Genomic DNA, 24,846 nt, shown 5'->3' with positions numbered 1-24,846 from the left:
ATGATTTATTCCATCCAAAGATGAAAAAACCTTCCTCTGATACTTCGTGTGAGACTCTTGATTACTTTTGCTATTGCCGATTCCGAAGAACCAGCCGCACTCGCCATCAAGCGCCCACACTTATCGGCTGTTAGTTTTTAAAGAGCACATCGCAAGAGCTTTACTACCCTTCCGTCTTGCGTCGCTGCATCAGCAGCAGAGAAACGAGATTATGAAGAACGTTTCTTTATCTGTCAACAAGAATTTGAAGCTTTCTTTTCTTGTCGACCGACTCACTTAAAGCAAACGGCTCGTGCGAATGTCGCACGAGCCGTCGGCGTAAGTCTTGGTGCCGGCTGCAGGACTCGAACCCGCCACCTGATGATTACAAATCAACTGCTCTACCAGATGAGCTAAGCCGGCGAAGGACGAGATTCTACTTCATTTAACGACTTTGAGGTGGGATCTCGCGGGCGATTTCGAAGCGTCGTCATCGGCACCTGTTTGCGGCTCGTGCTGCGACGATGCCGCCGTCGAATCCGCGCGCTCGCGCGCCGGCTCCTCGATCTGCCGCGTTTCACGCTCGGCGGGTCGCGACGCAATGGAAGCGCCGGCTGAATCCGCGCCGGAATGCGAAGGCTCGACCGGAAACGCCATGCCCTGCCCGTTCTCTCGCGCGTAGATAGCCAGCACGTTGGCAACCTGCACTTCGATCTTGTGCGATTTGCCCGAGAACCGCGCGCTGAACTCGATCCACTCGTTGCCCATCTGCAGCTGGCTCGTCGCCTCGAAACTGATGTTCAACACGATCTCGTCGTTGCGCACGAACTGACGCGGCACGCGCGTGGCGGCATCGACCCGCACGGCGATGTGAGGCGTAAAACCATTGTCCGTGCACCACTCATACAGCGCACGCAACAAATAAGGCTTGGTGGAAATCTCTTGCATCAACTTTCCTCTGCTGGAATGCGGCCGCGCGAAGTCCGCGCCGCCGCGTCCCAACGCACTCAAACTATCGACGCATCACCTTTTCGGAAGGCGTCAGCGCTTCAATATAGGCCGGACGGCTGAAAATCCGCTCGGCGTACTTCATCAACGGTGCGGCGTTCTTCGACAGTTCGATGCCGTAGTGATCCAGGCGCCACAGCAGCGGCGCGATCGCGACGTCGAGCATCGAGAACTCTTCGCCCAGCATGTACTTGTTCTTCAGGAAGATCGGTGCGAGCTGCGTGAGGCGATCGCGGATCGCGCTGCGCGCTCTTTCGTGATTCTTCTCGGCGGCCTTGCCCTTCTCGTTCTCGAGCGTGCCGACGTGAACGAACAGTTCCTTCTCGAAGTTCAGCAGGAAGAGGCGCGCGCGGGCGCGCTGCACAGGATCCGCCGGCATGAGTTGCGGGTGCGGGAAACGCTCGTCGATATATTCGTTAATGATATTCGACTCGTACAGAATCAGGTCGCGCTCGACGAGAATCGGAACCTGTCCGTAAGGGTTCATCACCGCGATGTCTTCCGGCTTGTTGAACAGATCGACGTCGCGGATCTCGAAATCCATGCCCTTTTCGAACAACACCAGCCGGCAGCGCTGGGAGAACGGGCAAGTAGTGCCGGAATACAGAACCATCATGTTTTTAAAGTTCCTTCAGTAAACTCGAAGGGCCGGCCGCGGCGTTCTCCTACCGGAAAACGCCGTCGCGCCGACCCACGCCCTCGAAGGCGCGCTATTTGATATCTTTCCAGTATGCCGCGTTCAGGCGCCACGCGAGGAAACTCAACAACGCCAGGAACAGCAGAACCCAGACGCCGAGCCGCTTGCGCGTCTGCTGCGCGGGTTCCGACATCCACGACATATACGAAACGAGATCGGCCACAGTTGAATCATAATCCACGGACGACATGGCACCAGGTGTAACCTGAGTGTAACCCACGAATCTTCTTACCTTTTCACCGGTCTTTTCGTCCGTATCGGTCTCGAACTTCGCATCCCGGATGCCCTGGAGCGTCCACAGCACGTGCGGCATACCCACATTCTCGTACACGCGATTATTCCACCCGGTGGGCCGCGTCGGATCTCGGTAGAAACTTCGCAAGTACGTATAGAGCCAGTCCTTGCCGCGCGCCCGCGCCTCCACCGACAAATCCGGCGGCGACGCGCCGAACCACGCTTTCGCGTCTTCCGGGCGCATCGCGATGGACATCGTATTGCCGACCTTGTCGGTCGAGAACAGCAGATTCTCCTGAATCTGCTTTTCACTGATGCCGAGATCGGTCAGCCGGTTGTAACGCATCAGGTTCGCGCTGTGGCAGTTCAGACAGTAGTTTACAAAAACTTGGGCGCCGTGCTGCAAGGACGCGAGATTGTCCGAGCTGTCCGGGGCGCGGTCGAGCACCGCTTCTTCCTCGGCATGCACGGGCGCCGCGGCAAACGCGAACAGCATCGCGCCGATCATCGATATTGCAGAGAGCCATTTTTTCATCGTATTCGTCTCCGGACGGGCGCTCAGTGAGGTTTGTAGTGCACTCGCTCAGGCGGCACTTTGAACCTGCCGCGCGGCGTCCAGAAAGGCATGCCCAGGAAGAAGGCGAAGTAGATCAGCGCGCAGATCTGCGCGATCAGCGTTGCTGCCGGCGATGGCGGTCGCGTGCCCAAGAAGCCCAGCATGAGGAACGCGAACACGAAGATCGCGTAGAAGACCTTGTGGAAGAGCGGCCGGTAGCGGATCGATTTCACCGGGCTGCGGTCCAGCCACGGCAGGAAAAAGAGCGACACCACCGCCGTGCCCATCACGACCACGCCCCAGAACTTCGATTCCGTCAGCGCCATGAAGATGAGCACGAGCACCGCCAGCACCGGCAGCCCGATACGCCACTTGCCGCGCGCGCGCAGCAGCGCGAGCAGGGCGAGCGCCGCGATCACGATCATCAGCACGATCTTGAACGGGTCGGTGGTGGCGCGAAGCATGGCGTAGAACGCGGTGAAGTACCACACCGGCGCGATTTCCGGCGGAGTCTGCAGCGGATTGGCGGGCACGAAGTTGTTCGCTTCGAGGAAGTAACCGCCCATTTCCGGCGCGAAGAAGATGATCGCCGCGAAAATCAGCAGGAACACGCACACGCCCATGAAGTCGTGCACCGAGTAGTACGGATGGAACGGAATGCCGTCGAGCGGGATGCCGTTCGCATCCTTCTTCGCCTTGATCTCGATGCCGTCCGGATTATTCGATCCGACTTCATGCAGCGCGACCAGGTGCGCGATCACGAGTCCGATCAGCACCAGCGGAATCGCGATCACGTGAAACGCGAAGAAGCGGTTCAGCGTGACGTCGGACACGACGTAATCGCCGCGAATCCACAGCGACAGATCCGGCCCGATGAACGGAATCGCCGAGAACAGGTTCACGATCACCTGCGCGCCCCAGAATGACATCTGTCCCCACGGCAGCAGGTAGCCGAAGAATGCCTCGGCCATGAGGCAAAGGAAGATGGCGCAGCCGAAAATCCACACGAGCTCGCGCGGCTTTCGATACGAGCCGTACATCAGTCCGCGGAACATATGCAGATACACGACGACGAAGAACATCGACGCGCCCGTGGAATGCATGTAGCGAATCAGCCAGCCCCACGGCACCTCGCGCATGATGTACTCGACCGATGCGAAAGCGAGCGTCGCGTCGGGCTTGTAGTTCATCGTGAGGAAAATGCCGGTGACGATCTGGTTGACCAGCACCAGCAAGGCGAGCGAGCCGAAGAAGTACCAGAAGTTGAAGTTCTTCGGCGCGTAGTACTCGGAAACGTGCTTCTTCCAGGTCGAGGTCATCGGGAACCGGCGGTCGATCCAGCCGGTCAGGCCCGTGGTCTCCACTTCCTTGTCTGCGGTCGCCATTTATGCCTCTCCCTTTTCGTCCTTGCCGATCACGAGTTGCGTCGCTGAAGTAAACATGAACGGTGGAATGTCCAGGTTCTGCGGCGCGGGCTTGTTCTTGAAGACGCGGCCGGCCATGTCGTAGGTCGAGCCGTGGCACGGGCAAAGAAAGCCGCCCGGCCAGTTATCGGGGAGATTGGGTTGCGGTCCTTCAGTGAAACGCGGCGTCGGCGTGCAGCCCAGATGCGTGCACACGGCAACCGCCACGAAGATGTTCTTGTGATCGGCGCGCGAACGATACTCGTTGTTGCAGTACTCCGGCAACGGCATCGAGAACTCCATCTTGGACGTCGGGTCGGCCACTTCGTTGTCGGCCTTCTTGACGTCCGCGAGCATTTCATCGGTGCGATTCACGATCCACACCGGCTTGCCGCGCCAGGCGACGGTCATCATCTCGCCTGGCTTGAGTCCGCTGATATCGACCTCGACGGGCGCGCCCGCCGCCTTGGCCTTCTCCGACGGAGCAAACGAACCTACGAAAGGAACTACGGTTGCCACAGCTCCGAAACCACCTGCTGCGGTCGTCGCAATCAGCCAGGTACGGCGGCCGCCGTCGACGCGTTTTTCATCCTTGTCTCGCATCACACGCCCCACTTCTGAGTTGGATTTATACCGTCACATCAGTTGTTCCGCCGCTAGTGTGCGCGAATGGAGTTAGCATTTACAAGGGCCGAATAGCAAAAATCACTCGAAGTGATTGATGCTTCAGGGTTTTCCCCACGTTTTTCGCGCAATCTCGTGAAGCGTTCATTTAAGGCGACTGCAAGTCCCAATAATCGGCTCAGCGGCTTAATGACGTATTAAACCGGATTATCGATATCGATAAAAAGATGTTCGATGTCGAATTGCTCGGACAAATACGCGCCCACTGCCTGCACACCGTAGCGCTCGGTCGCGTGATGGCCGGCGCCGATGTAAGCCACGCCCGACTCCGCCGCGATATGCATGGTCTGTTCGGAGACTTCGCCGCTCAGATACACGTCCGCGCCGGCCGCGATGGCCTCTTCGAAATAGCCTTGCGCGCCGCCCGTGCACCACGCCACGCGCCGCAGTTCCTTGTCCGTGTCGCCGAATACGAGCGGCTTCCTGCCGAGCGCGTTCTCGACCATCGCGCTGAAATGCTCGAGCGAGAGCGGCATGGCGAGCGTCGCGATCCAGCCGAGATCCTGGTCGGCGAAACGGCTGTCCGCGATCAACCCGAGCCGCGCGCCGATCTGCGCATTGTTGCCGAGCTCCGGATGCGAATCGAGCGGTAGATGGTAGGCGAAGAGATTGATGTCGTTGGCGATCAGCGTGTGCAGCCGGCGATGCTTCCGGCCCGTGATCTGCGGCGCCTCGTTGCGCCAGAAGTAGCCGTGATGCACGAGCACGGTGTCCGCACCCCACTCCAGCGCGGCGTCGAGAAAGGCCTGCGAGGCGGTCACGCCGGTCGCGATCTTCCGCACGCGGCGGCGGCCTTCAACCTGCAGACCGTTCGGGCAATAGTCCTTGAAGCGGCCGATTTCCAGCAGATTGTTCAGATACAATTCGAGTTCGATCCGATCCATGAAATCCTCTATCCCTTCAAATGCTTAGACGCTTCTGGCTATTTTTTGCCCAAGCGGTCACCGTGCTTTTGGCCCTGATGTTCATCATCGCGACCCTGAAACCGCAGTGGCTTCAACGTCAAGGCCAATTCGGCAAGCAGCTTGCCGAGCCGATCGTCGCGTTGCGAGAGGTCGCGCCGAGCATCGGCTCGCGCCCGATCCAGTCGTCCTTTTCGGACGGCGCGCAAAAGGCGATGCCGGCCGTCGTGAACGTGTTCTCCAGCAAGGACGGCAATCTGCCGCCCGACCCGCGTGCGAAAGACCCGCTGTTCCGCTATTTCTTCGGTGACAAGAACAAGCGCAAGAGCGACGAGCCGCCTGCATCGAATCTCGGCTCCGGCGTCATCGTCAGCTCGGAAGGTTACATTCTAACGAACCAGCATGTCGTCGACGGTGCGGATCAAATCGAAGTCGCGCTTGCCGATGGTCGCACGTCGAGCGCGAAAGTGATCGGCGTCGATCCGGAAACCGACCTCGCCGTACTGAAGATCAACATGACCAACCTGCCGACCATCACGCTCGGCCGGATGGATCAGACGCGTGTCGGCGATGTCGTGCTCGCGATCGGCAATCCGTTCGGCGTCGGACAGACGGTCACCATGGGCATCGTGAGCGCGCTCGGGCGCAATCACCTCGGCATCAACACGTTCGAGAACTTCATCCAGACCGATGCCGCGATCAACCCCGGCAATTCGGGCGGTGCACTCGTGGACGTGAACGGCAATCTGCTCGGCATCAACACGGCGATCTATTCGCGCAGCGGCGGCTCGCTGGGCATCGGCTTTGCCATTCCCGTGTCGACGGCGCGCAGCGTGCTGGAAAGCATCATCACGACCGGCAGCGTGACGCGCGGCTGGATCGGCGTCGAACCGCAAGACGTGACGCCGGAGATCGCCGAATCGTTCGGGCTGGATCAGAAATCCGGCGCGATCGTCGCGGGCGTGCTGCAGGGCGGGCCGGCGGACAAGGCCGGCATCAAACCGGGCGATATCCTCGTGTCGATCAACGACGACACGATCACCGACACCACGCGCCTGCTGAACGTCGTCGCGCAGATCAAGCCGGGCACGTCGGTCAAGGTTCACCTGATGCGCAAGAACAGGGAACTGGACGTCAACGTGATGATTGGCAAACGCCCCGCGCCGCCGCGCGTACCGCAGATGCCGGACGACGAAGGTGATCAGGGCGACCAGGGCGACGAATGAACCGGTCTGGCCGTGAAAGTAAAAAGGCAGCTTCGACGAATCGAAGCTGCCTTTTTTGTTGGTCCGACAACGCGACAATAAGCCGCACCTCTGCGACTACTCCGCCGCCGCTTCCTCGCTCTTGACCTGTTCCTTGCCGACCACCAGCCGCGCCGCGATGATGCCCGCCTCATAAAGAATGACGAGCGGAATCGCGAGAATCAGCTGCGAGAAAACATCGGGCGGCGTGACGACCGCCGAGATGACGAACGCTCCGACGATCACATAGGGACGGATCTGCTTGAGCTTCTGGATCGACACGACGCCCATGCGCGCGAGCAGCACGACGACGATCGGCACCTCGAACGTCACGCCGAACGCGAGGAACATCGTCAGCACGAAGCTCAGGTAATTGTCGATATCTGTCGTCATTTCCGCACCGAGCGGCGCGTTGTAGTGCGCCATCACGCGGAAGATGGTCGGGAACACGACAAAGTAGGCGAACGCCATGCCGCACAGAAAGAGCGAGTAGCTGCTGAACACGAGCGGCGCGACGAGTTTCTTCTCGTGCTGATACAAGCCCGGCGCGACGAACGCCCAGATCTGGTACAGCACGAACGGCAGCGCGATGACGAAGGCGACGAGCATCGTCACCTTCATCGGCACGAAGAACGAGCCGGTGACGTCGGTGACGATCATCTTGCCGTCGGCCGGCAGGTTCTGCATCAGCGGACGCGCGAGCAGCTTGAAGATGTCCGGCGCCCAGTACACCAGCGCGATGAATACGACGATGACCGAAGCACCCGCGCGGATGATGCGGTCGCGCAATTCGACCAGATGCGAAATGAACGTCTCTTCGACGGGCTCTTCTTTAGTGTGTTGCGGGTCGCTCACGCCGGCCCTCGGTAGGAATCATCGATGGAAGGGAATCGCGGCTCGCTCAGAAGAACTTCGTCTGCCGGCGCAGGGTGGCGGGCGTATGGCGAGCGACGCGCGCGGCGCCCGATTGGACTCGCGTGCGGCGCGCGGTCGTGCGCTTGTACCAGTTGGGGATCGCGCTCTGCTTGACGCGCCAGTTCTTGCGCTTGGCCGGCGTCGATGACGACGTGCTGGCCCACGGCTTGTCCGACGCGGCGCCGTCCGCCGATTCCGTCGCGCCGCCCGCGATGCTCGGCGCGACCGACGTACCCTCTTTCCATGCGTCGTTCAGATCGGATTCATGCCGCTTCAGCGTGTCGTGAATCGTCGATTCGACGTTCGACGCCGCGGTCTCGAACTCGGTGCGCATTTTCTTCAGCTCATCGAGTTCCATTTCGCGCGCGACTTCCGACTTGACGTCGTTGATGTAGCGCTGCGCGCGCCCGAACAGCGCGCCCGCGGTGCGCGCGACACCGGGCAAGCGCTCCGGCCCGAGGACCACCAGCGCCACGACGCCGATGACCGCCATTTTGGTCAGACCGAGATCGAGCATTGAACGAGAAGTGGATGGTTGCGGACTGCGGCGGGATTAGCGGTAGTCGCCCGAGCGGGACTTGTCCTTCGCTTCGACATCCACGGCGCCGTTGCGCGGCAGTTCACGCTGGTCGGCCGAATTCGCCGGCGCATCGCCTTCGCGCATGCCTTCCTTGAAGCCCTTGACCGCGCCACCCAGATCGCCGCCGATATTGCGCAGCTTCTTCGTGCCGAACACGAGCGCCACGATCAGCAGAACGATCAACCAATGCCAAATGCTTAACGAACCCATGAATGAAAACTCTCCTTGATTCCGACCGATTTGGATACCGGCACGGAAAAGCGGCCTTTCGGCCTGCGCCGAGGCAAGTCGCCTCGGCTTCAACTATTGATTTTGCTCGCCCAATATTTCCTTGGAAAGGAGAACGCCGACAAAGATTGCGGCTTTATCCCATTCGGCGCCACGGGCGCTCGCCGGCTAACAAATGCGCGTGGATGTGATACACCTCCTGCCCGCCGCCTGGCCCGGTATTTATTACCGTACGAAAGCCGGTGTTCCCTCCCGTGTATGAGACACCCAGATCTTTCGCCAACCTTCCGACGAGACTCACCATTCTACCAAGGAGCGGACTGTCACTTTCTGTGCAATGGGAAAGTGTTTCAATATGCTTGCGTGGGATAACCAGCACATGCACCGGCGCCGCCGGATTGATGTCGTTGAAGGCAACGAATTCATCGTCCTCGTAGACTTTCGTGCTCGGAAGCTGCCCAGAGGCGATCTTGCAAAAAATGCAGTTGTCTTGACTCATGGAGTTGCCGGATTTCGTTATCGGTTGTGATCAGAACCACGCGCGCGGTTCGAGCCTCTTGTTTTCGTACAGGAAAAGCCAGCCCTTGATGATGCGATAGAGCGTCCAGATCCAGGCCGCGCCGATGATCAGGAAGCCGAGCCCCAGGACCCAGATCAGGGCGAAGCCGACGATGTGCCCCAGCAGGGACCACCAGAATGTGCGGATCTGCCAGGTGAAATGGTCCTCGTATGGCGTTCCGGCAGCATCGCTGCGCTTGACGTAGTTGAGGATGATCGCGACCAACCCTGTCAAGCCGCCGGAAAGCCAATACAACGCGTAGAGCGCGTACAGGATATGCGTGAACGTGCGCATGTTGCGCAGGCGCTCGGGATCGGTTGAATCTTGAACGACAGGCGGATACGGTTCATACGGCCGGTTCATACATGCCCTCCTTCGCTCGAAAGCGACACGCTCGTCAGCCGCCGTTATCTTCGCGCTCGCGCGATTTGCGCAGCGCCTTCTCCTCGATCCCCGACAGGCCTTCGCGCCGCTCCAGTTCCGCGACCACGTCGGCGGGGCTCAAGTCGAAATGCGACAGCATCACGAGACAATGAAACCACAAATCGGCGACTTCGCTGACGAGCGCCTTCGGGGCGCCGCCGTGGCGCGCGTCCTTCGCGGCGAGCACGACTTCCGTCGCTTCCTCGCCGATCTTCTTCAGGACCGCGTCGTCACCTTTGTGAAAGAGTCGGGAAACGTAGGATTGTTCCGGATCGCCGCCCTTGCGGCTGTCGATGACGGAGGCGAGGCGCAACAGCGTGTCCAGCGTGGTGGCTTGCGTCATTTGTAGATACTTTCTGGGTCTTTCAGGACGGGCTCGACGGCGACCCACTCGCCGTTCTCCGCCGTGCCTTCGAATTTCTGGAAAAAACAGGAATGGCGGCCGGTGTGGCACGCGATGCCCGACACCTGCTCGACCTTGAGCAGCACGACGTCTTCGTCGCAGTCGAGGCGCACGTCATGAACGTGCTGCACGTGCCCCGATTCCTCGCCCTTGAACCAAAGGCGCTGTCGCGAGCGCGAGAAGTACACCGCGCGCATTAGCTCGATGGTCTTCGCGAGCGCCTCGCGGTTCATCCATGCGAACATCAGGACGTCGTTGGTCGAGGCTTCCTGTGCAATCACCGGCACGAGCCCGTTCGCGTCCCAGTTCACCTTGTCGAGCCAGGTCATTTGATCGGTCATGACTCAGGTCCTCACAGAAATGCCGTGGTCCGCCATAAAGCGCTTCGCTTCGCCGACCGTGTGCTCGCCGTAATGGAAGATGCTCGCGGCGAGCACCGCGTCCGCGTGACCTTCGACGATGCCATCGGCCAGATGCTGAAGCGAGCCGACGCCGCCCGACGCGATCACCGGCACCGGCACCGCGTCCGACACGGCGCGCGTCAATGCGAGATCGAAGCCGGCCTTGGTGCCGTCACGATCCATGCTTGTGAGCAGGATTTCGCCCGCGCCATACTCGGCCATCTTGCGCGCCCATTCGATCGCGTCGATGCCGGTCGCCTTGCGGCCGCCGTGCGTGAACACTTCCCAGCGCGGTGGTTCGCCTTCGGCCGACACGCGCTTCGCGTCGATCGCGACGACGATGCACTGCGAGCCGTGCTTGTCCGATGCGTCGCGCACGAGCTGCGGATTCGCCACCGCCGACGAGTTCATGCTGATCTTGTCCGCGCCCGCATTGAGCAGACGCCGCACGTCTTCGACCGCGCGCACGCCGCCGCCGACTGTCAGCGGGATGAACACCTGCGACGCCACCGACTCGATGATCGGCAGGATCAGATCGCGTTGGTCGGAGGTCGCGGTGATGTCGAGGAACGTGAGTTCGTCGGCGCCCTGATCGTCGTAACGCCGCGCGATTTCGACGGGGTCGCCCGCGTCGCGCAGCTCGACGAAGTTGACGCCCTTCACGACGCGGCCCGCGGTCACGTCGAGACAGGGAATGATGCGTTTTGCGAGAGCCATGTTCTTGCCACTTACGAAATAAGGGCGGCGTTGTGGCCGCCCGGAGTACTGCTCAGATGTGCTCGCGCGCTGGCGTTTTCAAGCGCCGTCGGCTTCGCGCAGCGCGTCGGCGCGCGTTTGGGCAGCCGTGAAATCGAGGTCGCCGGAGTAGATCGCGCGTCCGCAGATCACGCCTTCGATGCCTTCGTCCTCGACTTCGCAGAGCGATTCGATATCCGCGATGCTCGACAGCCCGCCGCTCGCGATCACCGGAATCTTCACCGCCCGCGCGAGGCGCACGGTCGCGTCGATGTTGACGCCCTGAAGCATGCCGTCGCGGCCGATGTCGGTGTAGATGATCGATTCGCAGCCGTAGTCCTCGAACTTGAGGGCGAGGTCCACGACTTCGTGGCCCGTGAGCTTGCTCCAGCCGTCCGTGGCGACCTTGCCGTCCTTCGCGTCCAGCCCGACGATGATGTGCCCGCCGAACGCGCTGCACGCGTCCTGCAGAAAGCCCGGATTCTTCACCGCTGCGGTGCCGATGATGATGTACGACAGGCCGTCGTCCAGATAGCGCTCGATGGTTTCCAGATCGCGGACGCCGCCGCCCAACTGCACGGGAATCTCGTTGCCCACTTCGTCGAGGATTGCGCGGATCGCGTCGCCGTTTCGCGGCTTGCCGGCGAACGCGCCGTTCAGATCGACCAGATGCAGCCGTCGCGCGCCGCGATCGACCCAATGTCGGGCCATTGCAGCTGGATCTTCTGAAAAAATGGTCGCTTGGTCCATATCGCCCTGCTTGAGGCGCACGCACTGACCGTCCTTAAGATCGATGGCCGGAATGAGCAGCATAGGTATCGCGTATTTTCTGGGTGGAGTTGATCAAAACGTCGCGCGTGCGGTCTTTTGTGCCTGCGCCGCGGGCCGTCTCGCTAGTGTAGTACAAGTCTTGCAACGGTCACGCGCCCGTAGTAATAGGCGAAAACGCTAGCGGGCGCGCCATCTCACGGGTTCCAGTGCACGAAATTGCGGTACAGGCGCAATCCGGCGTCCGCGCTTTTTTCGGGGTGAAATTGGGTCGCGAAGATATTCTCCCGCGCCACCGCCGATGTAAATGCGCTGCCGTACACCGTTTCGCCCGATGTGTGCGCCGGGTTCTCCGGCACCACGTAATAGCTGTGGACGAAGTAGAAGAACGCGCCGTCCGCGACGCCGTCCCAGATCGGATGCGCTTGCGTCTGACGCACGCGGTTCCAGCCCATCTGCGGGACCTTGAAGCGCGAGCCGTCGTCCTGCAGAAGACCGTCGAGCTGGAAGCGCACCACTTTGCCCGGCAACAGGCCGAGCCCTTTGGTGTCACCTTCCTCGCTCCAGTCGAAGAGCATCTGCTCGCCGACGCAGATGCCGAGCATCGGCTTTTGGCGCGCCGCCTGCATCACCGCGTCCTGAAGACCGGACTCGGCCAGATGCCCCATGCAGTCGCGCATTGCGCCTTGGCCCGGCAAGACCACGCGGTCCGCCGCGCGGATGCCTTCGGGCTGAGCGACGATCGCCACGTTCGCCTCGGGCGCAGCCTTTTTCAGCGCCTGATAGACAGAGCGCAGGTTGCCCATTCCGTAATCAACAATCGCAATCGAAGTATTCATTTCAAAGATGGCATCAAGGCCTTCAACCCGTCGACGATGAACTCCACCGCCAACGCGGACAACATCAAACCCATGAGACGCGTGCCGATATTGATTCCAGTGCGCCCGACGACGCGCGCGATCGGCTCCGCGAGATTCAGCGCGCCGAAGCACAGCCCCGCGATGATCGCGCCCAGCACGACCAGTCCGAAACGGTCATACCAGTGCTGCGCATTGGCAGCATAGACGATCACCGTGCTGATCGAGCCGGGGCCGGTGAGCAGCGGGATCGCGAGCGGCACGACCGCGATGCTGTTGCGCTCCTCGGCTTCCATGCGTTCTTCCGGCGTCGAGCGCGCGTTGCCGACTTGCGCGTTCAACATGCTGATCGCCATGAGCAGCATGATGATGCCGCCGCCCACTTCGAACGATCCGACCGAAATGCCGAAGAACGCGATGATCTGCTGGCCGAGCAGCGCCGTCACCGCGATCACGCAGAACACCGAAATCGACGCGACGCGAATCGTGTTGCGTCGTTCGGTATCGGATTGCTGCGAGGTCAGGCTCAGAAAAAACGGTATCGCGCCGATCGGATTGATCAGCGCGAGCAACGATATGAACGACTTGAACAGATCCATCGTGTTCTCGACGCACGCGCGCCGAAGCGGCGTGAGTCGATCAGAGACTGCCCTTGGTCGACGGAATCTGCCCCGCCGCGCGCTCATCCACCTCGACGGCCATGCGCAACGCGCGGCCGAACGCCTTGAATACGGTCTCGACCTGATGATGCGCGTTGATGCCGCGCAGGTTGTCGATATGCAGCGTGACGCCCGCGTGATTCACGAATCCGCGGAAGAATTCGATGGTGAGATCGACGTCGAACGTGCCGATGCGCGCGCGCGTGAACGGCACATGAAATTCGAGCCCCGGACGGCCGGAAAAATCGATCACGACGCGCGACAGCGCTTCGTCGAGCGGCACGTACGAATGCCCGTAGCGGCGAATGCCCTTGCGATCGCCGATGGCCTTCGCCACCGCCTGCCCGAGCGTAATGCCCGTATCTTCGACGGTATGATGATCGTCGATATGGAGGTCGCCATGCGCTTCGATGTCGAGATCGATGAGCCCATGACGGGCGATCTGGTCGAGCATGTGATCGAGAAACGGGACGCCGGTGGCGAGCTTCTGCTTGCCGGTGCCGTCCAGATCGAGCTTCACACGGATCTGCGTTTCGCTGGTGTTGCGAACGACTTCCGCAATGCGCATGGTAATTCCTTGAGACTTTCGAAAAGTGGGGTTCAGTTCGGCGCGAGCTTCCTGAGCGCCGCGACCATTTGCGCGTTTTCTTCGGCTGTTCCGACCGTCAAACGCACGCAATTGGCCAGCAATGGATGCATTTTACTCACGTTTTTTATCAAAACCCGCGAAGTCAAAAGGGTTTCGAAAGCAACGGCCGCATCCGGCACGCGCACGAGCAGAAAATTGCCCGCGCTGGGAAACACGATCACGCCCGGCAGCGCAGCGACTTCACGTGCGAGTTTCGCGCGCTGAGCGCGCAGATCGGAGGCCTGCGCGTCGAGCACGTCGAGGTGATCGAGCAGGAAGTCCGCGGTCGCTTGCGTCAGCACATTGATGTTGTACGGCGGGCGCACCTTGTCGAACTGCATGATCCACGAAGGCCGGCCCGCCATGTAGCCGAGGCGGATGCCCGCGAGCCCGAGCTTCGAGACGGTGCGCATCACGACGACATTGTCGAAGTCCGCGGCGCGCGGCATCCAGCTCTTCTCGGCGAACGGCTGATAGGCTTCGTCGATCACGACGAGGCTCTTTTTCGCCGCCGCGATCACGCGCTCCATGTCGGCGTCGTCGAAGAGCGTGCCGGTGGGGTTGTTCGGATACGCGAGATAGACGAGAGCGGGCGCATGTTCGTCGATGGCCGCAATCATCGCGTCGGCGTCGAGCGTGAAGTCCGCCTTCAGCGGCACGCCGATGAACTCGAGATGCGCGAATTTCGCCGACATTTCGTACATCACGAAGCCCGGCACCGGCGCCACGACCTTCGCGCCCGGCTTCGAGCACGCGACCGACATCATGCTGATCAATTCGTCCGAGCCGTTGCCGAGCAGCACGTCGCAGGCGGCGGGCACGTGCATCGCGCGCTTGAGCTTCGCGAGCAGTTCGGCGGGACGCGGCGCCGGATAGCGGTTCAGCGCCACACCCGCGAGATGCGCGCCGAGACGTTCGGCGAGATCGGCAGGCAGCGTGTGGGGATTTTCCATCGCGTCGAGCTTGATCAGGCCCGTTGCGTCGGGCACGGGATAGCTCGTCATCGCGAGGATGTCGGGACGAATGATGTCTTGTGCTGTGGTCATGATTTCCCGGCGTCTCTCTCGCCGGACAGGCGGCGGCTCTGAGGCCGCCTCGTTCACTCGGGCCGGCTCGATTCAGCCGACGTTTTTCATCCGGTACTCGGCGCTGCGCGCGTGCGCCTGCAAGCCTTCGCCATACGCCAGTTCCGCCGCGATCTCGCCGAGCGTCTGCGCGCCGTCCGCGCTCACTTCGATCACGCTCGAACGCTTCATGAAGTCGTACACGCCGAGCGGCGACGAAAAGCGCGCGGTGCGGGAAGTCGGCAGCACGTGATTCGGACCGGCGCAGTAGTCGCCGAGACTTTCGCTCGTGTAGCGGCCGAGGAACATCGCGCCCGCGTTGTGAATCTGCGCGGCCCACTGATGCGGATCGAGCGCGGAAATCTCGAGGTGCTCGGGCGCGATGTCGTTCGCGATCGCGCACGCTTCGGCCATGTCCTTCACCTTGATAAGCGCGCCTCGGTCTTCGAGCGAACGTTGAATGACGTCGCGGCGCGGCATCGCGGGCAGCAGTTCGACGATCGCATCTTCCACGCGCTGGATGAAGTCATCGTCCGGGCACAGCAGGATGGACTGCGCGAGTTCGTCGTGCTCGGCTTGCGAGAAGAGGTCCATCGCGACCCAGCGCGGATCCGTGGTGGCATCGCAAATAACGAGAATCTCAGACGGCCCCGCGATCATGTCGATGCCCACGGTGCCGAACACGCGACGCTTCGCCGACGCGACATACGCATTGCCCGGGCCGCAGATCTTGTCGACGGCCGGCACGCTTTGCGTGCCGTACGCGAGCGCGCCGACCGCCTGCGCGCCGCCGATCGTGAACACGCGGTCCACGCCGCCGAGCAGCGCCGCCGCGAGCACGAGCGGATTCTTCACGCCGTCGGGCGTCGGCACCACCATCACGATTTCCTTGACGCCCGCAACGCGCGCCGGGATCGCGTTCATCAGCACCGACGACGGATACGCCGCCTTGCCGCCCGGCACGTAGATGCCCGCGCGATCGAGCGGCGTCACTTTCTGGCCGAGCACGGTGCCGTCGGCTTCCGTGTACTGCCAGCTATGGCTGCCGCATTCTATGCGCTGCTTCTCGTGATAACCGCGCACGCGCGCGGCCGCCGCTTCGAGCGCCGCGCGACGCTTCGGCTCGAGTCCTTCGAGCGCGGCTTCCATTTCCGACAGCGGCAATTCGAGCGCCGCGACGCTCTCTGCCTTCAGCCGGTCGAACTTGTTGGTGTATTCGAGCACGGCTTCATCGCCGCGCGCCTTCACATCCGCGAGAATCTGAGCGACCGAGCGCTCGATCGCTTCATCCTCGCTCGCTTCGAATGCGAGGACCGCACGCAGAGCCTTTTGAAAACCATCGGTGCTGGAATCGAGTTTGCGAATCTTGATAGACATGCTGGTTTTCCGTTGTGCTTGTGGCGCGCCGCCGCGTGCGGCTCGCCTAATTTCCTGTACTTGCCGTGGCGCGCTCGAAGGCATCGAGGTACGGCTTGAGCGCCGCGCGCTTCAATTTGAGCGCCGCCTGATTGACCACGAGGCGCGATGAAATCTGCATGATCTCTTCGACTTCGACGAGGTTGTTCGCCCGCAGCGTGCCGCCCGAGCTGACCAGATCGACGATCGCGTCCGCGAGGCCGACGAGCGGCGCAAGCTCCATCGAGCCGTACAGCTTGATCAGATCGACGTGCACGCCCTTCGACGCAAAATGCTCGCGCGCCGTTTCCGTGTACTTCGTCGCGACGCGCAGGCGCGCGCCCTGGCGCACCGCGTTCGCGTAGTCGAAACCGGCCTTGACGGCCACCGACATCCGGCAACGCGCGATGTCGAGATCGACCGGCTGATACAGGCCGCTGCCGCCATGCTCGATCAGCACGTCCTTACCCGCGACGCCGAAGTCCGCCGCGCCGTATTCGACGTACGTCGGCACATCGGTCGCGCGCACGATGATCACGCGCAGGTTCGGGTTCGTGGTCGGCAGAATCAGCTTGCGCGAGCTTTCCGGATCTTCCGCCACCTGCACGCCGGCGGCCGCGAGCAGCGGAAGCGTTTCCTCGAAGATACGCCCTTTCGACAGCGCGAGCGTGAGGGGCGCGCTCGGCTCGACCGATGACGACGTCTGCGGCAGCGAACTCATTGCTCGCTCCCGCTGCCCTTGATGCGGCGAACGTTCGCGCCCACGGCCGTCAGCTTCGACTCCATGCGGTCGTAGCCGCGATCCAGATGGTAGATGCGGTCGACCAGCGTCTCGCCGTCCGCGCACATCGCCGCGATCACGAGGCTCGCCGATGCGCGCAGGTCGGTCGCCATGACCTTCGCACCGGAAAGCTTCTCGACGCCGGCGACGAGCGCCGTGTTGCCGTCGATGGTGATATGCGCGCCAAGACGGTTCAACTCCTGCACGTGCATGAAGCGGTTCTCGAAGATCGTCTCGACGACTTGCGACGTGCCGTTCGCGATCGTATTGAGCGCCATGAATTGCGCCTGCATGTCCGTCGGGAACGCAGGATATTCGGAGGTGCGGATGTTCACCGTGTCGGGGCGCTTCGCCATGCGCACGCGCATCCAGTCGTCGCCTTCCTCGATGCTCACGCCCGCTTCGCGCAGTTTGGCCGTCACGGCATCGAGCAGATGCGAACTGACTTTGCGCAGCGTGACATCGCCGCCCGCGGCCGCAACCGCGCACAGGAACGTGCCCGCCTCGATGCGATCCGGCACGACGTCGTGCTTCGCGCCATGCAGCTTGTCGACGCCCTGAATGACGAGCCTATCCGTGCCGATGCCGTCGATCTTCGCGCCCATCTTCACGAGCAGATGCGCGAGATCGCTCACTTCCGGCTCGCGCGCCGCGTTCTCGATGACGGTCTCGCCTTCGGCCAGCACCGCTGCCATCAACAGGTTTTCCGTGCCGGTGACGGTGATCATGTCGGTGATGACGCGCGCGCCCTTCAGACGCTTCGCGCGCGCCTCGATGAAGCCGTGCTCGATGTTGATCTCGGCGCCCATCGCCTGCAGGCCCTTGATGTGCTGATCGACCGGACGCGCGCCGATAGCGCAGCCGCCGGGCAACGACACCTTCGCCTCGCCGAAGCGCGCGACGAGCGGGCCGAGCACGAGAATCGACGCGCGCATCGTCTTCACCATTTCGTACGGCGCGACCAGCTTGTCGACCTTCGATGCATTGAGGTTCACGCGCCCGTCGCCTGACACTTCGGACTGCACGCCCATCTGGCGCAGCAGCTTGACCATCGTGCGCACGTCCTGAAGATTCGGCACGTTCGACAGATGGACGTCGTCGGCGGTGAGAAGGCTCGCGCACAGAATCGGCAAAGCCGCGTTCTTCGCGCCCGAGACGGTGATTTCGCCGGAGAGCTTCGCGCCCCCCGTGATGACCAGTTTATCCATGCTTGCTTGTCCTTCGACCGAGCTTCCTGCTGCAGAGCCGTTCTCGGCGCCGCGGTTGTCTTGAATGAATCGCACTCTCTACTGCCTTAGTCTTTCCGGTGATGCCGGTGATGCTTGGGTTAGTCTTGTGACCTGATTGGCTTCGCCGGGTGGACTCAGGCCGCTTTCCACTCGTCGGGGGTGAGGGTCTTCATGCTGAGCGCATGAATCTCCTCGCGCATGCGCTCGCCGAGCGCCGCATAAACCAGTTGATGACGCGCGATCAGCCGCTTGCCGACGAACGCATCGCTCACGATGGTCGCGAAAAAGTGCTGGCCGTCGCCTTCCACTTCGAGATGCTGGCAAGGCAGGCCGCCAGCGATGTAATCCTTCACCTGCTCCGGAGTCGGCAACATGGAAGTCTCCTTGAATTAGTGACGCAGCTTGTAGCCGCTCGCAAGCAGTCGCGCGGCGATCAACGCCAGCACGGCCAGGAACCCGCCGACGATGCCGAGGCTCATCAGCGGATCGACGTCGGACAGGCCGAAAAAGCCGTAACGAAAGCCGTCGATCATGTAGAAGAACGGATTCAGATGCGACACCGCGCGCCACACGGGCGGCAGCGTATGAGTCGAGTAGAACACGCCGGAAAGAAACGTGAGCGGCATGATCAGGAAGTTCTGGAACGCGGCCAACTGATCGAACTTGTCGGCCCAGATGCCCGCGATCAAACCGAGCGTGCCGAGAATGCCCGAACCGAGGATCGCGAAAGCAATGATGTAAAACGGCGCCGAAAAAGACATCGGGATGAACCAAATCGTCACGATGAACACCCCGAGCCCGACACACAAGCCGCGCACGACCGATGCCAGCACATACGCGAAGAACATCTCCCAATGCGCGATCGGCGGCAGCAGCACGAACACCAGATTACCGGTGATCTTCGACTGGATCAGCGACGACGAGCTATTCGCGAACGCGTTCTGCAGCACGCTCATCATCACGAGGCCGGGCACGAGAAAGCTCGTGTAGCCGACGCCCGAATACACCTGCACATGTCCCGACAGCGCGTGACCGAAGATGGTCAGATACAGCAGCGCCGTGACGACCGGCGCGAGCACGGTCTGAAACGAGACCTTCCAGAAGCGCAGGAGCTCCTTGTAGAACAACGTCTGGAAACCGCTCATGAAAGTCCCTCGACTACTTCCGGCTCGTTCATCACCTGCACGAACACGTCTTCCAGATCCGCCTTGCGCACTTCGATTTCATCAAACGTGCAGCCGGCCGCGCGGCATTTCGCGAGAATCGGCTCGACGTCGTCGTAGCTCGACAGGCGCAGCAGGTGCTGCGTGCCGGACACCGCGTGCGGATCGACTTCGAGCGCGCGCAGATCGGCGGGCAACGGGCCGTTCGCGAGCCGCAGAAACAGTTGCATGCCCGAGAAACGCTGCAGCAGCGCGCTCGTGCGCTCCAGCGCGACGACTTCCCCGCGACGAAGCATCGCGAGCCGGTCGCACAGCGATTCGGCTTCTTCGAGATAGTGCGTCGTCAGCACGATCGTGTGGCCCTCGCGATTCAGGCGCGAGATGAACTTCCACAGCGTCTGGCGCAGTTCGACATCGACGCCGGCGGTGGGCTCGTCGAGCACGATCACCGGAGGCCGGTGTACGAGCGCCTGCGCGACGAGCACGCGGCGCTTCATCCCGCCGGAGAGCGCACGCGTGTTGACGTCGGCTTTCTCGGTGAGATCGAGATTGGCCATCACTTCGTCGATCCAGTCGTCGTTGTTGCGCAAGCCGAAATAGCCCGACTGAATCCGGAGCGATTCGCGCACGGTGAAGAACGGATCGAACACCAGTTCCTGCGGCACGATGCCGAGCGCGCGGCGCGCCGCCCGGAAGTCGCTGACGACGTCGTGGCCGCGCACGGAGATCGTGCCGCTATCGGCGCGCGCCAGGCCGGCCAGAATGCTGATCAACGTGGTTTTACCCGCGCCGTTCGGGCCGAGCAAGCCGAAGAACTCGCCCTCTTCCACCGTAAGGCTGACGCCTTTGAGCGCCTGAAGCTCCTTGTAGCGCTTCCTGACGTTTCGGATTTCTATGGCTGACATGGACAGTGCGCGCGCCTCGCGCGGCCGCGCCTCGATTGTGCGGATTTCGCCTTGACGGACCCGTGCTCAGACAAAAAGGGCCGGGTGTAGGGCCGAAAAAAACGTTTGATTATAGGGCAAAGCGGCTGGAGCCGACTTCAGAGCGATCCTGATTGCGGCGGCGAAGCACGCCGCCGCCTTCTGCGCAGAGTCAGAACAGGATCAATGTCGGAACGAGAGGAGCGTATCGACGCCGTAGGCTCGCGCGAGACTCACGAGCCCGGAAGGAAGGTTGACGACGCCCAACGCGGCGCCGCGCGCGGACGCGGCGCGCTGCCACGCGAGCAGCACGGCGAGCGCGGAGGAATCGAACTGCGTGAGCGGCGCGCAATCGACTTCGGTCGCGCCTGCAGCGATGCGCGACAGACCCGCGTCGAGCGCGGCCTTCGCGCTCTCGTGGGTCAAGGTTGCGGCCGTCTGGAAACGGCCGCCCGTGGCTTGCGTGCTCACGATGCCTTGCCGCTCGCGAGCTGCTGATTACGCTGCGTCAGGAACTGCAGCAGACCGCTCACACCGTTCTGCGAAATCTGCTCGTTGAACTGCTGCTGGTACGCCTGGATCAGCCATGCGCCAAGTACGTTGATGTCGTACACGCGCCAGCCTTGCGCCGTCTTGTACAGGCGATAGTCGAGCTCGACCGGCTGGCCGTTGTTCATGACGACCGAGCGGACGACGACATCGGTGTCATCCGGATTCGCGCGGAACGGCTTGTACTGGACCGTCTGGTTGCGCACCTGCGCGAGCGCGCCCGAGTACGTGCGGATCAGGAGCATCTTGAACTGCTCGACGATCTGCTTCTGCTGCTCAGGCGTCGCCGAGTTCCAGTTGCGGCCCATCACGAGACGCGTCGTGCGCGTGAAGTCCGTGTACGGCAGGATCTTCTGGTTGACGAGCTCGGTGATCTTGCTGATGTCGCCCGACTGGATCTTCGAGTCCGACTTGATCTCGTCGAGGACTTGCTGCGTGACCGTCTTGATCATCACGTCAGGCGCGCTCGTATCGACGCTCTGCGCCGACGCGACGCCGCACATCGCCATGAACGCCGCAAAAAGGGGAAGAAGCAAAAGTTTTTTCATCACAGACCCTGCAAAAGTAGAGGCTTCGGTTTGAGCGCACCGCCTGAACCGAGTTCAGGCGGTGCTGCTATCAAAGCGTAATAAAAGTCGTTAGATATGTTACCGCGCGTTAGCGAAGGCTCGCTCAACGCAAGCGGAATGAAGGGAAGCCCGACGGCGGAACGTACTGGTTGCCCGGCACCGTGTTGCCGGTTCCGCTCGCCGGCGCTGGCGCGGCAGCGCCGGACGCAGGCTCGCCCGCGGCCGCCGATGCCCCCGTCGCGGGAACTGCCACAGCCGCGCCCTCGTCGCCATAGTTCGGCAGCGGGGCCTCGCCGTAATCCGGCATGCCGCCATCGCCGCCCGAGATCAGGTACTGACGGCGCTGCAGATACGCGTTGCGCACGAACGAATATTTGTCGAGCGCGGCGTCGGCGAGCACGTCCGTTGCGCCGAGCAGATTCGCACGCACGTTGACGAGATTCACGCCGTAGAGTGCCCAGCTCACCGAACCCGGGCTCACGTACGTGAGCGGGTTGCCGAAATAATCGACGACGAGGCCAGTCGAATCCCGCACGGTGCTCGGCCCGAGCAGCGGCAGCACGACATACGGGCCGGGCGGCATGCCATAGTGGCCGAGCGTCAGGCCGAAATCCCCGGCGTGCTTCGGCAGCTTGGCGATGGTCGCGACGTCGAACAGGCCGCCGACGCCGAACACCGTGTTGATCGCGACGCGCATGATGTCCGACACGCCATCCGCAACCTTCAACTGCAGCAGATTGTTCGCGGCGATATACACGTCGCCGATATTCGAGAAGAAGTTGGTCACGCTGTTGCGCACCGGCTCCGGCACGGCCCACACATAACCCTTCGCTATCGGCTTCAACGCGTACTGATCGACCTTGTCGTTGATCGTGAACATCGTCCGGTTGTAGCTCTCGAGCGGGTCCCCTTTGGTCGGCGTCGTCACCGTCGCGCAACCGGCGAGCGCCATGACGCCCGCCAGGATGATCGCGCGCCGCATCCCCATCGCCTGCATGCTTTTCTCCTTATTGAGACGCGCCCGACGCGGCGTTCGCGCCCGAAGCGCCCATCGCGCTTGCCGCGCCCGGGAAAGCGGGTGCGGGCGCGGCCGGCGCTGCCTGCGATTTCGAGGCGCCGGAATCCGCCGCCTTGTTATAGAGGAACTGGCCGATCAGGTTCTCGAGCACCACGGCGGACTGCGTCATCGTGATGGTGTCGCCGTTCTTCAGCATCTGATCGTCGCCGCCCGGCTCGAGGCCGATGTACTGCTCGCCGAGCAGACCCGAAGTGAGAATCTTCGCGGACGAATCCTTCGGAAACTGATATTGCTTGTCGATATCGATCGTCACGACGGCCTGATACGTGTTCGAATCGAAGCCGATGCCGCCGACGCGTCCGACCGTCACGCCCGCGCTCTTCACGGGCGCGCGCGCCTTCAGCCCGCCGATATTGTCGAACTTGAGTTTTACCGCGTAGGTTTGCTGGAACGACAGGGAACTCATGTTGCCCGCCTTCAGCGCGAGGAACAGCAGCGCCACGAAACCGAGCACCACGAAGAGGCCGACCCAAAAGTCGAGAGCAGTCTTTTTCATCGTTTTCCCAAAGAGAATCTTTTCGCAGATGGCGCGTGAGGGTCTGTGCCCTTCACAACGCCTGCACCCTTTTGCCGGGCGCCTGCGCTTGGTCCATTAGCTGAACATCAGTGCGGTCAGCAGGAAATCGAGCCCGAGCACGGCGAGCGATGCGTACACGACAGTTTTCGTCGTCGCGCGCGACACGCCTTCCGGCGTCGGTCTCGCCTCGTAGCCCTGGAACAGCGCGATGAACGTCACCGCGAAGCCGAACACGATGCTCTTGATGACGCCGTTGCCGACATCGCGCCATACGTCCACGCCGCCTTGCATCTGCGACCAGAACGCGCCCGGATCGACGCCGATCAGCATCACGCCGACGACATAGCCGCCGATGATGCCGACCGCGCTGAAGATAGCGGCCAGCACCGGCATCGCGACGATACCCGCCCACATGCGCGGCGCGACGACCACCTTGAGCGGATCGACGGCCATCATTTCCATCGCCGTGAGTTGCTCGCCGGCCTTCATCAGGCCGATTTCGGCGGTCAGCGACGTGCCCGCGCGCCCCGCGAAGAGCAGCGCCGTCACGACCGGGCCGAGTTCGCGCACGAGCGACAGCGCGACCAGCAGGCCGAGCGCCTGTTCCGAGCCGTAACGGCTCAGCGTGTAGTAGCCCTGCAAGCCGAGCACGAAGCCGACGAACAAGCCCGACACCGCGATGATCACGAGCGAATAGTTGCCGACGAAGTGGATCTGTTTCGTGACGAGGCGCGGGCGCCGCAACAGCGGAAAGAATTCGAACACGAGGCGCAGGAACATGCGCGTCGCGTAGCCCGCGGTGCCGAAACCGTCGAGCACCCAGCGTCCGAGTGCGCTGATCATGCCTGCCCTCCGATGCCGAAGTCCGCCGCGAGCGGCGTGCTCGCATAGTGGAACTTGAAGGGGCCGTCCGGCGTGCCGTCGATGAACTGGCGCACGGTCGGGTCCTGCGACGCGCGCAGTTGTGCCGGCGTGCCCTCGGCGTGAATGCCGCCGTTCGCGATGAAGTACACGTAGTCCGCGATCGCGAACGACTCGGGCACGTCATGCGTGACGAGGATGGAAGTCGCGCCGAGCGCGTCGTTGATCGTGCGGATGAGTTGCGCGGTGATGCCGAGCGAAATGGGATCGAGGCCGGCGAAGGGCTCGTCGTACATCATCAGCTGGGGATCGAGCGCGATGGCGCGGGCGAGCGCGACGCGGCGCGCCATGCCGCCCGAAATCTCGGACGGCGCGAGATCGCGCGCGCCGCGCAATCCGACCGCGTTCAGCTTCATCAGCACGAGGTCGCGGATCAGGTCTTCCGGCAGATCGGTGTGCTCGCGCAGCGGAAACGCCACGTTCTCGAACACGGTCTGGTCGGTGAACAGCGCGCCGAACTGGAACAGCATGCCCATCTTGCGGCGCAGCGCGTAAAGGCCCTCGCGCGTCTGCGCGCCGACGTCCTGTCCGTCGAACAGCACCTGGCCGCGGTTCGCCTTGACGAGTCCGCCGACGAGGCGCAGGGTCGTGGTCTTGCCGCAGCCGGAGCCACCCATGACCGCGACCACCTGCCCACGCGTGAAGCGCATGTTCAGGTTCGACAGAATGAGTCGGTCGCCGTAGCCGAAATCGAGGTCGCGTAGCTCCAGCAGAGTCTGGGAGGAAGCAGGCACTGGGTAAGAGGTCCCGTTGACGCAAAACGCCGAATTATAGGGCCTGCGCGCAATCGGTGC

The 24,846-nt window shown here is 62.3% G+C and carries 32 protein-coding genes and 1 tRNA gene; 1 reads left to right on the top strand and 32 read right to left on the bottom strand.

Going from position 1 to position 24,846, the window contains the following annotated elements; all coding sequences use genetic code 11:
* Positions 1–326 precede the first annotated feature (326 nt).
* From AWB78_RS25745 to AWB78_RS25715, 7 genes are all read right to left on the bottom strand, one after another.
* Positions 327–402 (bottom strand) — tRNA-Thr (locus AWB78_RS25745).
* Positions 403–420: 18 nt separating this feature from the next.
* Entirely contained in the window at positions 421–927 is a 507-nt protein-coding gene (locus AWB78_RS25740) for a ClpXP protease specificity-enhancing factor (protein ID WP_062608790.1), read from the bottom strand.
* A gap of 64 nt (positions 928–991) precedes the next feature.
* Positions 992–1,603 (bottom strand): glutathione S-transferase N-terminal domain-containing protein, encoded by a 612-nt coding sequence (locus AWB78_RS25735; RefSeq protein WP_062608789.1) that lies wholly within the window; start codon positions 1,601–1,603, stop codon positions 992–994.
* Between the two features lie 94 nt (positions 1,604–1,697).
* Positions 1,698–2,453 carry a cytochrome c1 gene (locus tag AWB78_RS25730; RefSeq protein WP_062608788.1) on the bottom strand — a complete coding sequence of 252 codons (756 nt, stop codon included), beginning with the start codon at positions 2,451–2,453 and terminating at the stop codon, positions 1,698–1,700.
* Between the two features lie 23 nt (positions 2,454–2,476).
* Entirely contained in the window at positions 2,477–3,859 is a 1,383-nt protein-coding gene (locus AWB78_RS25725; RefSeq protein WP_062608787.1) for a cytochrome b, read from the bottom strand.
* The gene (gene petA / locus AWB78_RS25720; protein WP_062608786.1) at positions 3,860–4,480 is read right to left on the bottom strand and encodes a ubiquinol-cytochrome c reductase iron-sulfur subunit; all 621 of its coding nucleotides are present in this window, start codon (positions 4,478–4,480) and stop codon (positions 3,860–3,862) included. It abuts the gene before it with no gap.
* Between the two features lie 218 nt (positions 4,481–4,698).
* Positions 4,699–5,445 carry a Nif3-like dinuclear metal center hexameric protein gene (locus AWB78_RS25715; RefSeq protein ID WP_062608785.1) on the bottom strand — a complete coding sequence of 249 codons (747 nt, stop codon included), beginning with the start codon at positions 5,443–5,445 and terminating at the stop codon, positions 4,699–4,701.
* A gap of 20 nt (positions 5,446–5,465) precedes the next feature.
* Here AWB78_RS25715 and AWB78_RS25710 point away from each other — a divergent pair, with 20 nt between their 5' ends.
* Complete coding sequence (locus AWB78_RS25710; RefSeq protein ID WP_062608784.1) at positions 5,466–6,689, top strand: S1C family serine protease; 1,224 nt, start codon at positions 5,466–5,468, stop codon at positions 6,687–6,689.
* A 96-nt stretch (positions 6,690–6,785) separates the two neighbouring features.
* Here AWB78_RS25710 and tatC read toward each other — a convergent pair whose 3' ends face one another.
* From tatC to AWB78_RS25585, 25 genes are all read right to left on the bottom strand, one after another.
* Positions 6,786–7,562 carry a twin-arginine translocase subunit TatC gene (tatC, locus tag AWB78_RS25705; RefSeq protein WP_062608783.1) on the bottom strand — a complete coding sequence of 259 codons (777 nt, stop codon included), beginning with the start codon at positions 7,560–7,562 and terminating at the stop codon, positions 6,786–6,788.
* A gap of 46 nt (positions 7,563–7,608) precedes the next feature.
* Positions 7,609–8,139, bottom strand: a complete 531-nt coding sequence (tatB, locus tag AWB78_RS25700) for a Sec-independent protein translocase protein TatB (protein ID WP_062608782.1) — start codon at positions 8,137–8,139, stop codon at positions 7,609–7,611.
* A 36-nt stretch (positions 8,140–8,175) separates the two neighbouring features.
* Positions 8,176–8,412 (bottom strand): Sec-independent protein translocase subunit TatA, encoded by a 237-nt coding sequence (gene tatA / locus AWB78_RS25695; RefSeq protein ID WP_006999763.1) that lies wholly within the window; start codon positions 8,410–8,412, stop codon positions 8,176–8,178.
* A gap of 154 nt (positions 8,413–8,566) precedes the next feature.
* Positions 8,567–8,929: a histidine triad nucleotide-binding protein gene (locus tag AWB78_RS25690; RefSeq protein WP_061180201.1), complete on the bottom strand. Its 363-nt coding sequence runs from the start codon at positions 8,927–8,929 to the stop codon at positions 8,567–8,569.
* 30 nt (positions 8,930–8,959) lie between these two features.
* Complete coding sequence (locus AWB78_RS25685) at positions 8,960–9,352, bottom strand: DUF4870 family protein (RefSeq protein WP_062608781.1); 393 nt, start codon at positions 9,350–9,352, stop codon at positions 8,960–8,962.
* 34 nt (positions 9,353–9,386) lie between these two features.
* Complete coding sequence (locus AWB78_RS25680; protein ID WP_062608780.1) at positions 9,387–9,755, bottom strand: phosphoribosyl-ATP diphosphatase; 369 nt, start codon at positions 9,753–9,755, stop codon at positions 9,387–9,389.
* Positions 9,752–10,156, bottom strand: coding sequence for a phosphoribosyl-AMP cyclohydrolase (gene hisI, locus AWB78_RS25675; protein WP_062608779.1), 405 nt, complete (start codon positions 10,154–10,156; stop codon positions 9,752–9,754). The genes AWB78_RS25680 and hisI overlap by 4 nt, the downstream gene beginning before the upstream one ends.
* A gap of 3 nt (positions 10,157–10,159) precedes the next feature.
* A complete protein-coding gene (hisF, locus tag AWB78_RS25670; protein WP_062608778.1) occupies positions 10,160–10,933 on the bottom strand; it encodes an imidazole glycerol phosphate synthase subunit HisF in 774 nt (257 codons plus the stop codon).
* A 78-nt stretch (positions 10,934–11,011) separates the two neighbouring features.
* Positions 11,012–11,764: a 1-(5-phosphoribosyl)-5-[(5-phosphoribosylamino)methylideneamino]imidazole-4-carboxamide isomerase gene (gene hisA / locus AWB78_RS25665; RefSeq protein ID WP_062608777.1), complete on the bottom strand. Its 753-nt coding sequence runs from the start codon at positions 11,762–11,764 to the stop codon at positions 11,012–11,014.
* A gap of 152 nt (positions 11,765–11,916) precedes the next feature.
* Positions 11,917–12,558 (bottom strand): imidazole glycerol phosphate synthase subunit HisH, encoded by a 642-nt coding sequence (hisH, locus tag AWB78_RS25660; RefSeq protein ID WP_062608776.1) that lies wholly within the window; start codon positions 12,556–12,558, stop codon positions 11,917–11,919.
* On the bottom strand, positions 12,555–13,175 hold the full coding sequence (locus tag AWB78_RS25655) for a YchE family NAAT transporter (protein ID WP_062608775.1): 621 nt from the start codon (positions 13,173–13,175) through the stop codon (positions 12,555–12,557). The genes hisH and AWB78_RS25655 overlap by 4 nt, the downstream gene beginning before the upstream one ends.
* A 40-nt stretch (positions 13,176–13,215) precedes the next feature.
* Positions 13,216–13,803 (bottom strand): imidazoleglycerol-phosphate dehydratase HisB, encoded by a 588-nt coding sequence (hisB, locus tag AWB78_RS25650; protein WP_062608774.1) that lies wholly within the window; start codon positions 13,801–13,803, stop codon positions 13,216–13,218.
* Positions 13,804–13,835: 32 nt separating this feature from the next.
* Positions 13,836–14,909, bottom strand: coding sequence for a histidinol-phosphate transaminase (gene hisC / locus AWB78_RS25645; protein WP_062608773.1), 1,074 nt, complete (start codon positions 14,907–14,909; stop codon positions 13,836–13,838).
* 72 nt (positions 14,910–14,981) lie between these two features.
* Positions 14,982–16,304, bottom strand: coding sequence for a histidinol dehydrogenase (gene hisD, locus AWB78_RS25640; protein WP_062608772.1), 1,323 nt, complete (start codon positions 16,302–16,304; stop codon positions 14,982–14,984).
* Between the two features lie 46 nt (positions 16,305–16,350).
* Complete coding sequence (hisG, locus tag AWB78_RS25635; protein ID WP_062608771.1) at positions 16,351–17,043, bottom strand: ATP phosphoribosyltransferase; 693 nt, start codon at positions 17,041–17,043, stop codon at positions 16,351–16,353.
* Positions 17,040–18,311: a UDP-N-acetylglucosamine 1-carboxyvinyltransferase gene (gene murA / locus AWB78_RS25630; RefSeq protein ID WP_062608770.1), complete on the bottom strand. Its 1,272-nt coding sequence runs from the start codon at positions 18,309–18,311 to the stop codon at positions 17,040–17,042. Before murA ends, hisG begins: the two co-directional genes overlap by 4 nt.
* A gap of 155 nt (positions 18,312–18,466) precedes the next feature.
* Positions 18,467–18,706 (bottom strand): BolA family protein, encoded by a 240-nt coding sequence (locus tag AWB78_RS25625; protein WP_062608769.1) that lies wholly within the window; start codon positions 18,704–18,706, stop codon positions 18,467–18,469.
* Positions 18,707–18,721: 15 nt separating this feature from the next.
* Positions 18,722–19,477, bottom strand: coding sequence for an ABC transporter permease (locus AWB78_RS25620; RefSeq protein WP_062608768.1), 756 nt, complete (start codon positions 19,475–19,477; stop codon positions 18,722–18,724).
* Positions 19,474–20,400: an ABC transporter ATP-binding protein gene (locus tag AWB78_RS25615; protein ID WP_062608767.1), complete on the bottom strand. Its 927-nt coding sequence runs from the start codon at positions 20,398–20,400 to the stop codon at positions 19,474–19,476. The genes AWB78_RS25620 and AWB78_RS25615 overlap by 4 nt, the downstream gene beginning before the upstream one ends.
* 201 nt (positions 20,401–20,601) lie before the next feature.
* Positions 20,602–20,889, bottom strand: a complete 288-nt coding sequence (locus AWB78_RS25610; RefSeq protein WP_062608766.1) for an STAS domain-containing protein — start codon at positions 20,887–20,889, stop codon at positions 20,602–20,604.
* Complete coding sequence (locus tag AWB78_RS25605) at positions 20,886–21,515, bottom strand: MlaC/ttg2D family ABC transporter substrate-binding protein (RefSeq protein WP_062608765.1); 630 nt, start codon at positions 21,513–21,515, stop codon at positions 20,886–20,888. The genes AWB78_RS25610 and AWB78_RS25605 overlap by 4 nt, the downstream gene beginning before the upstream one ends.
* A gap of 124 nt (positions 21,516–21,639) precedes the next feature.
* Positions 21,640–22,533 carry an MlaA family lipoprotein gene (locus tag AWB78_RS25600; RefSeq protein WP_062608764.1) on the bottom strand — a complete coding sequence of 298 codons (894 nt, stop codon included), beginning with the start codon at positions 22,531–22,533 and terminating at the stop codon, positions 21,640–21,642.
* Positions 22,534–22,543: 10 nt separating this feature from the next.
* Positions 22,544–23,110 carry an outer membrane lipid asymmetry maintenance protein MlaD gene (gene mlaD / locus AWB78_RS25595; RefSeq protein WP_062608763.1) on the bottom strand — a complete coding sequence of 189 codons (567 nt, stop codon included), beginning with the start codon at positions 23,108–23,110 and terminating at the stop codon, positions 22,544–22,546.
* A gap of 96 nt (positions 23,111–23,206) precedes the next feature.
* On the bottom strand, positions 23,207–23,974 hold the full coding sequence (gene mlaE / locus AWB78_RS25590) for a lipid asymmetry maintenance ABC transporter permease subunit MlaE (protein WP_062608762.1): 768 nt from the start codon (positions 23,972–23,974) through the stop codon (positions 23,207–23,209).
* Complete coding sequence (locus AWB78_RS25585) at positions 23,971–24,786, bottom strand: ABC transporter ATP-binding protein (protein WP_062608761.1); 816 nt, start codon at positions 24,784–24,786, stop codon at positions 23,971–23,973. Before AWB78_RS25585 ends, mlaE begins: the two co-directional genes overlap by 4 nt.
* Positions 24,787–24,846: the final 60 nt, after the last annotated feature.

It is taken from the genome of Caballeronia calidae (assembly GCF_900044055.2).
GTDB classification, from domain to species: Bacteria; Pseudomonadota; Gammaproteobacteria; order Burkholderiales; family Burkholderiaceae; genus Caballeronia; species Caballeronia calidae.
Note: the sequence above shows the minus strand (reverse complement) of the source record. Positions and strands in the feature narration are given on the sequence as shown.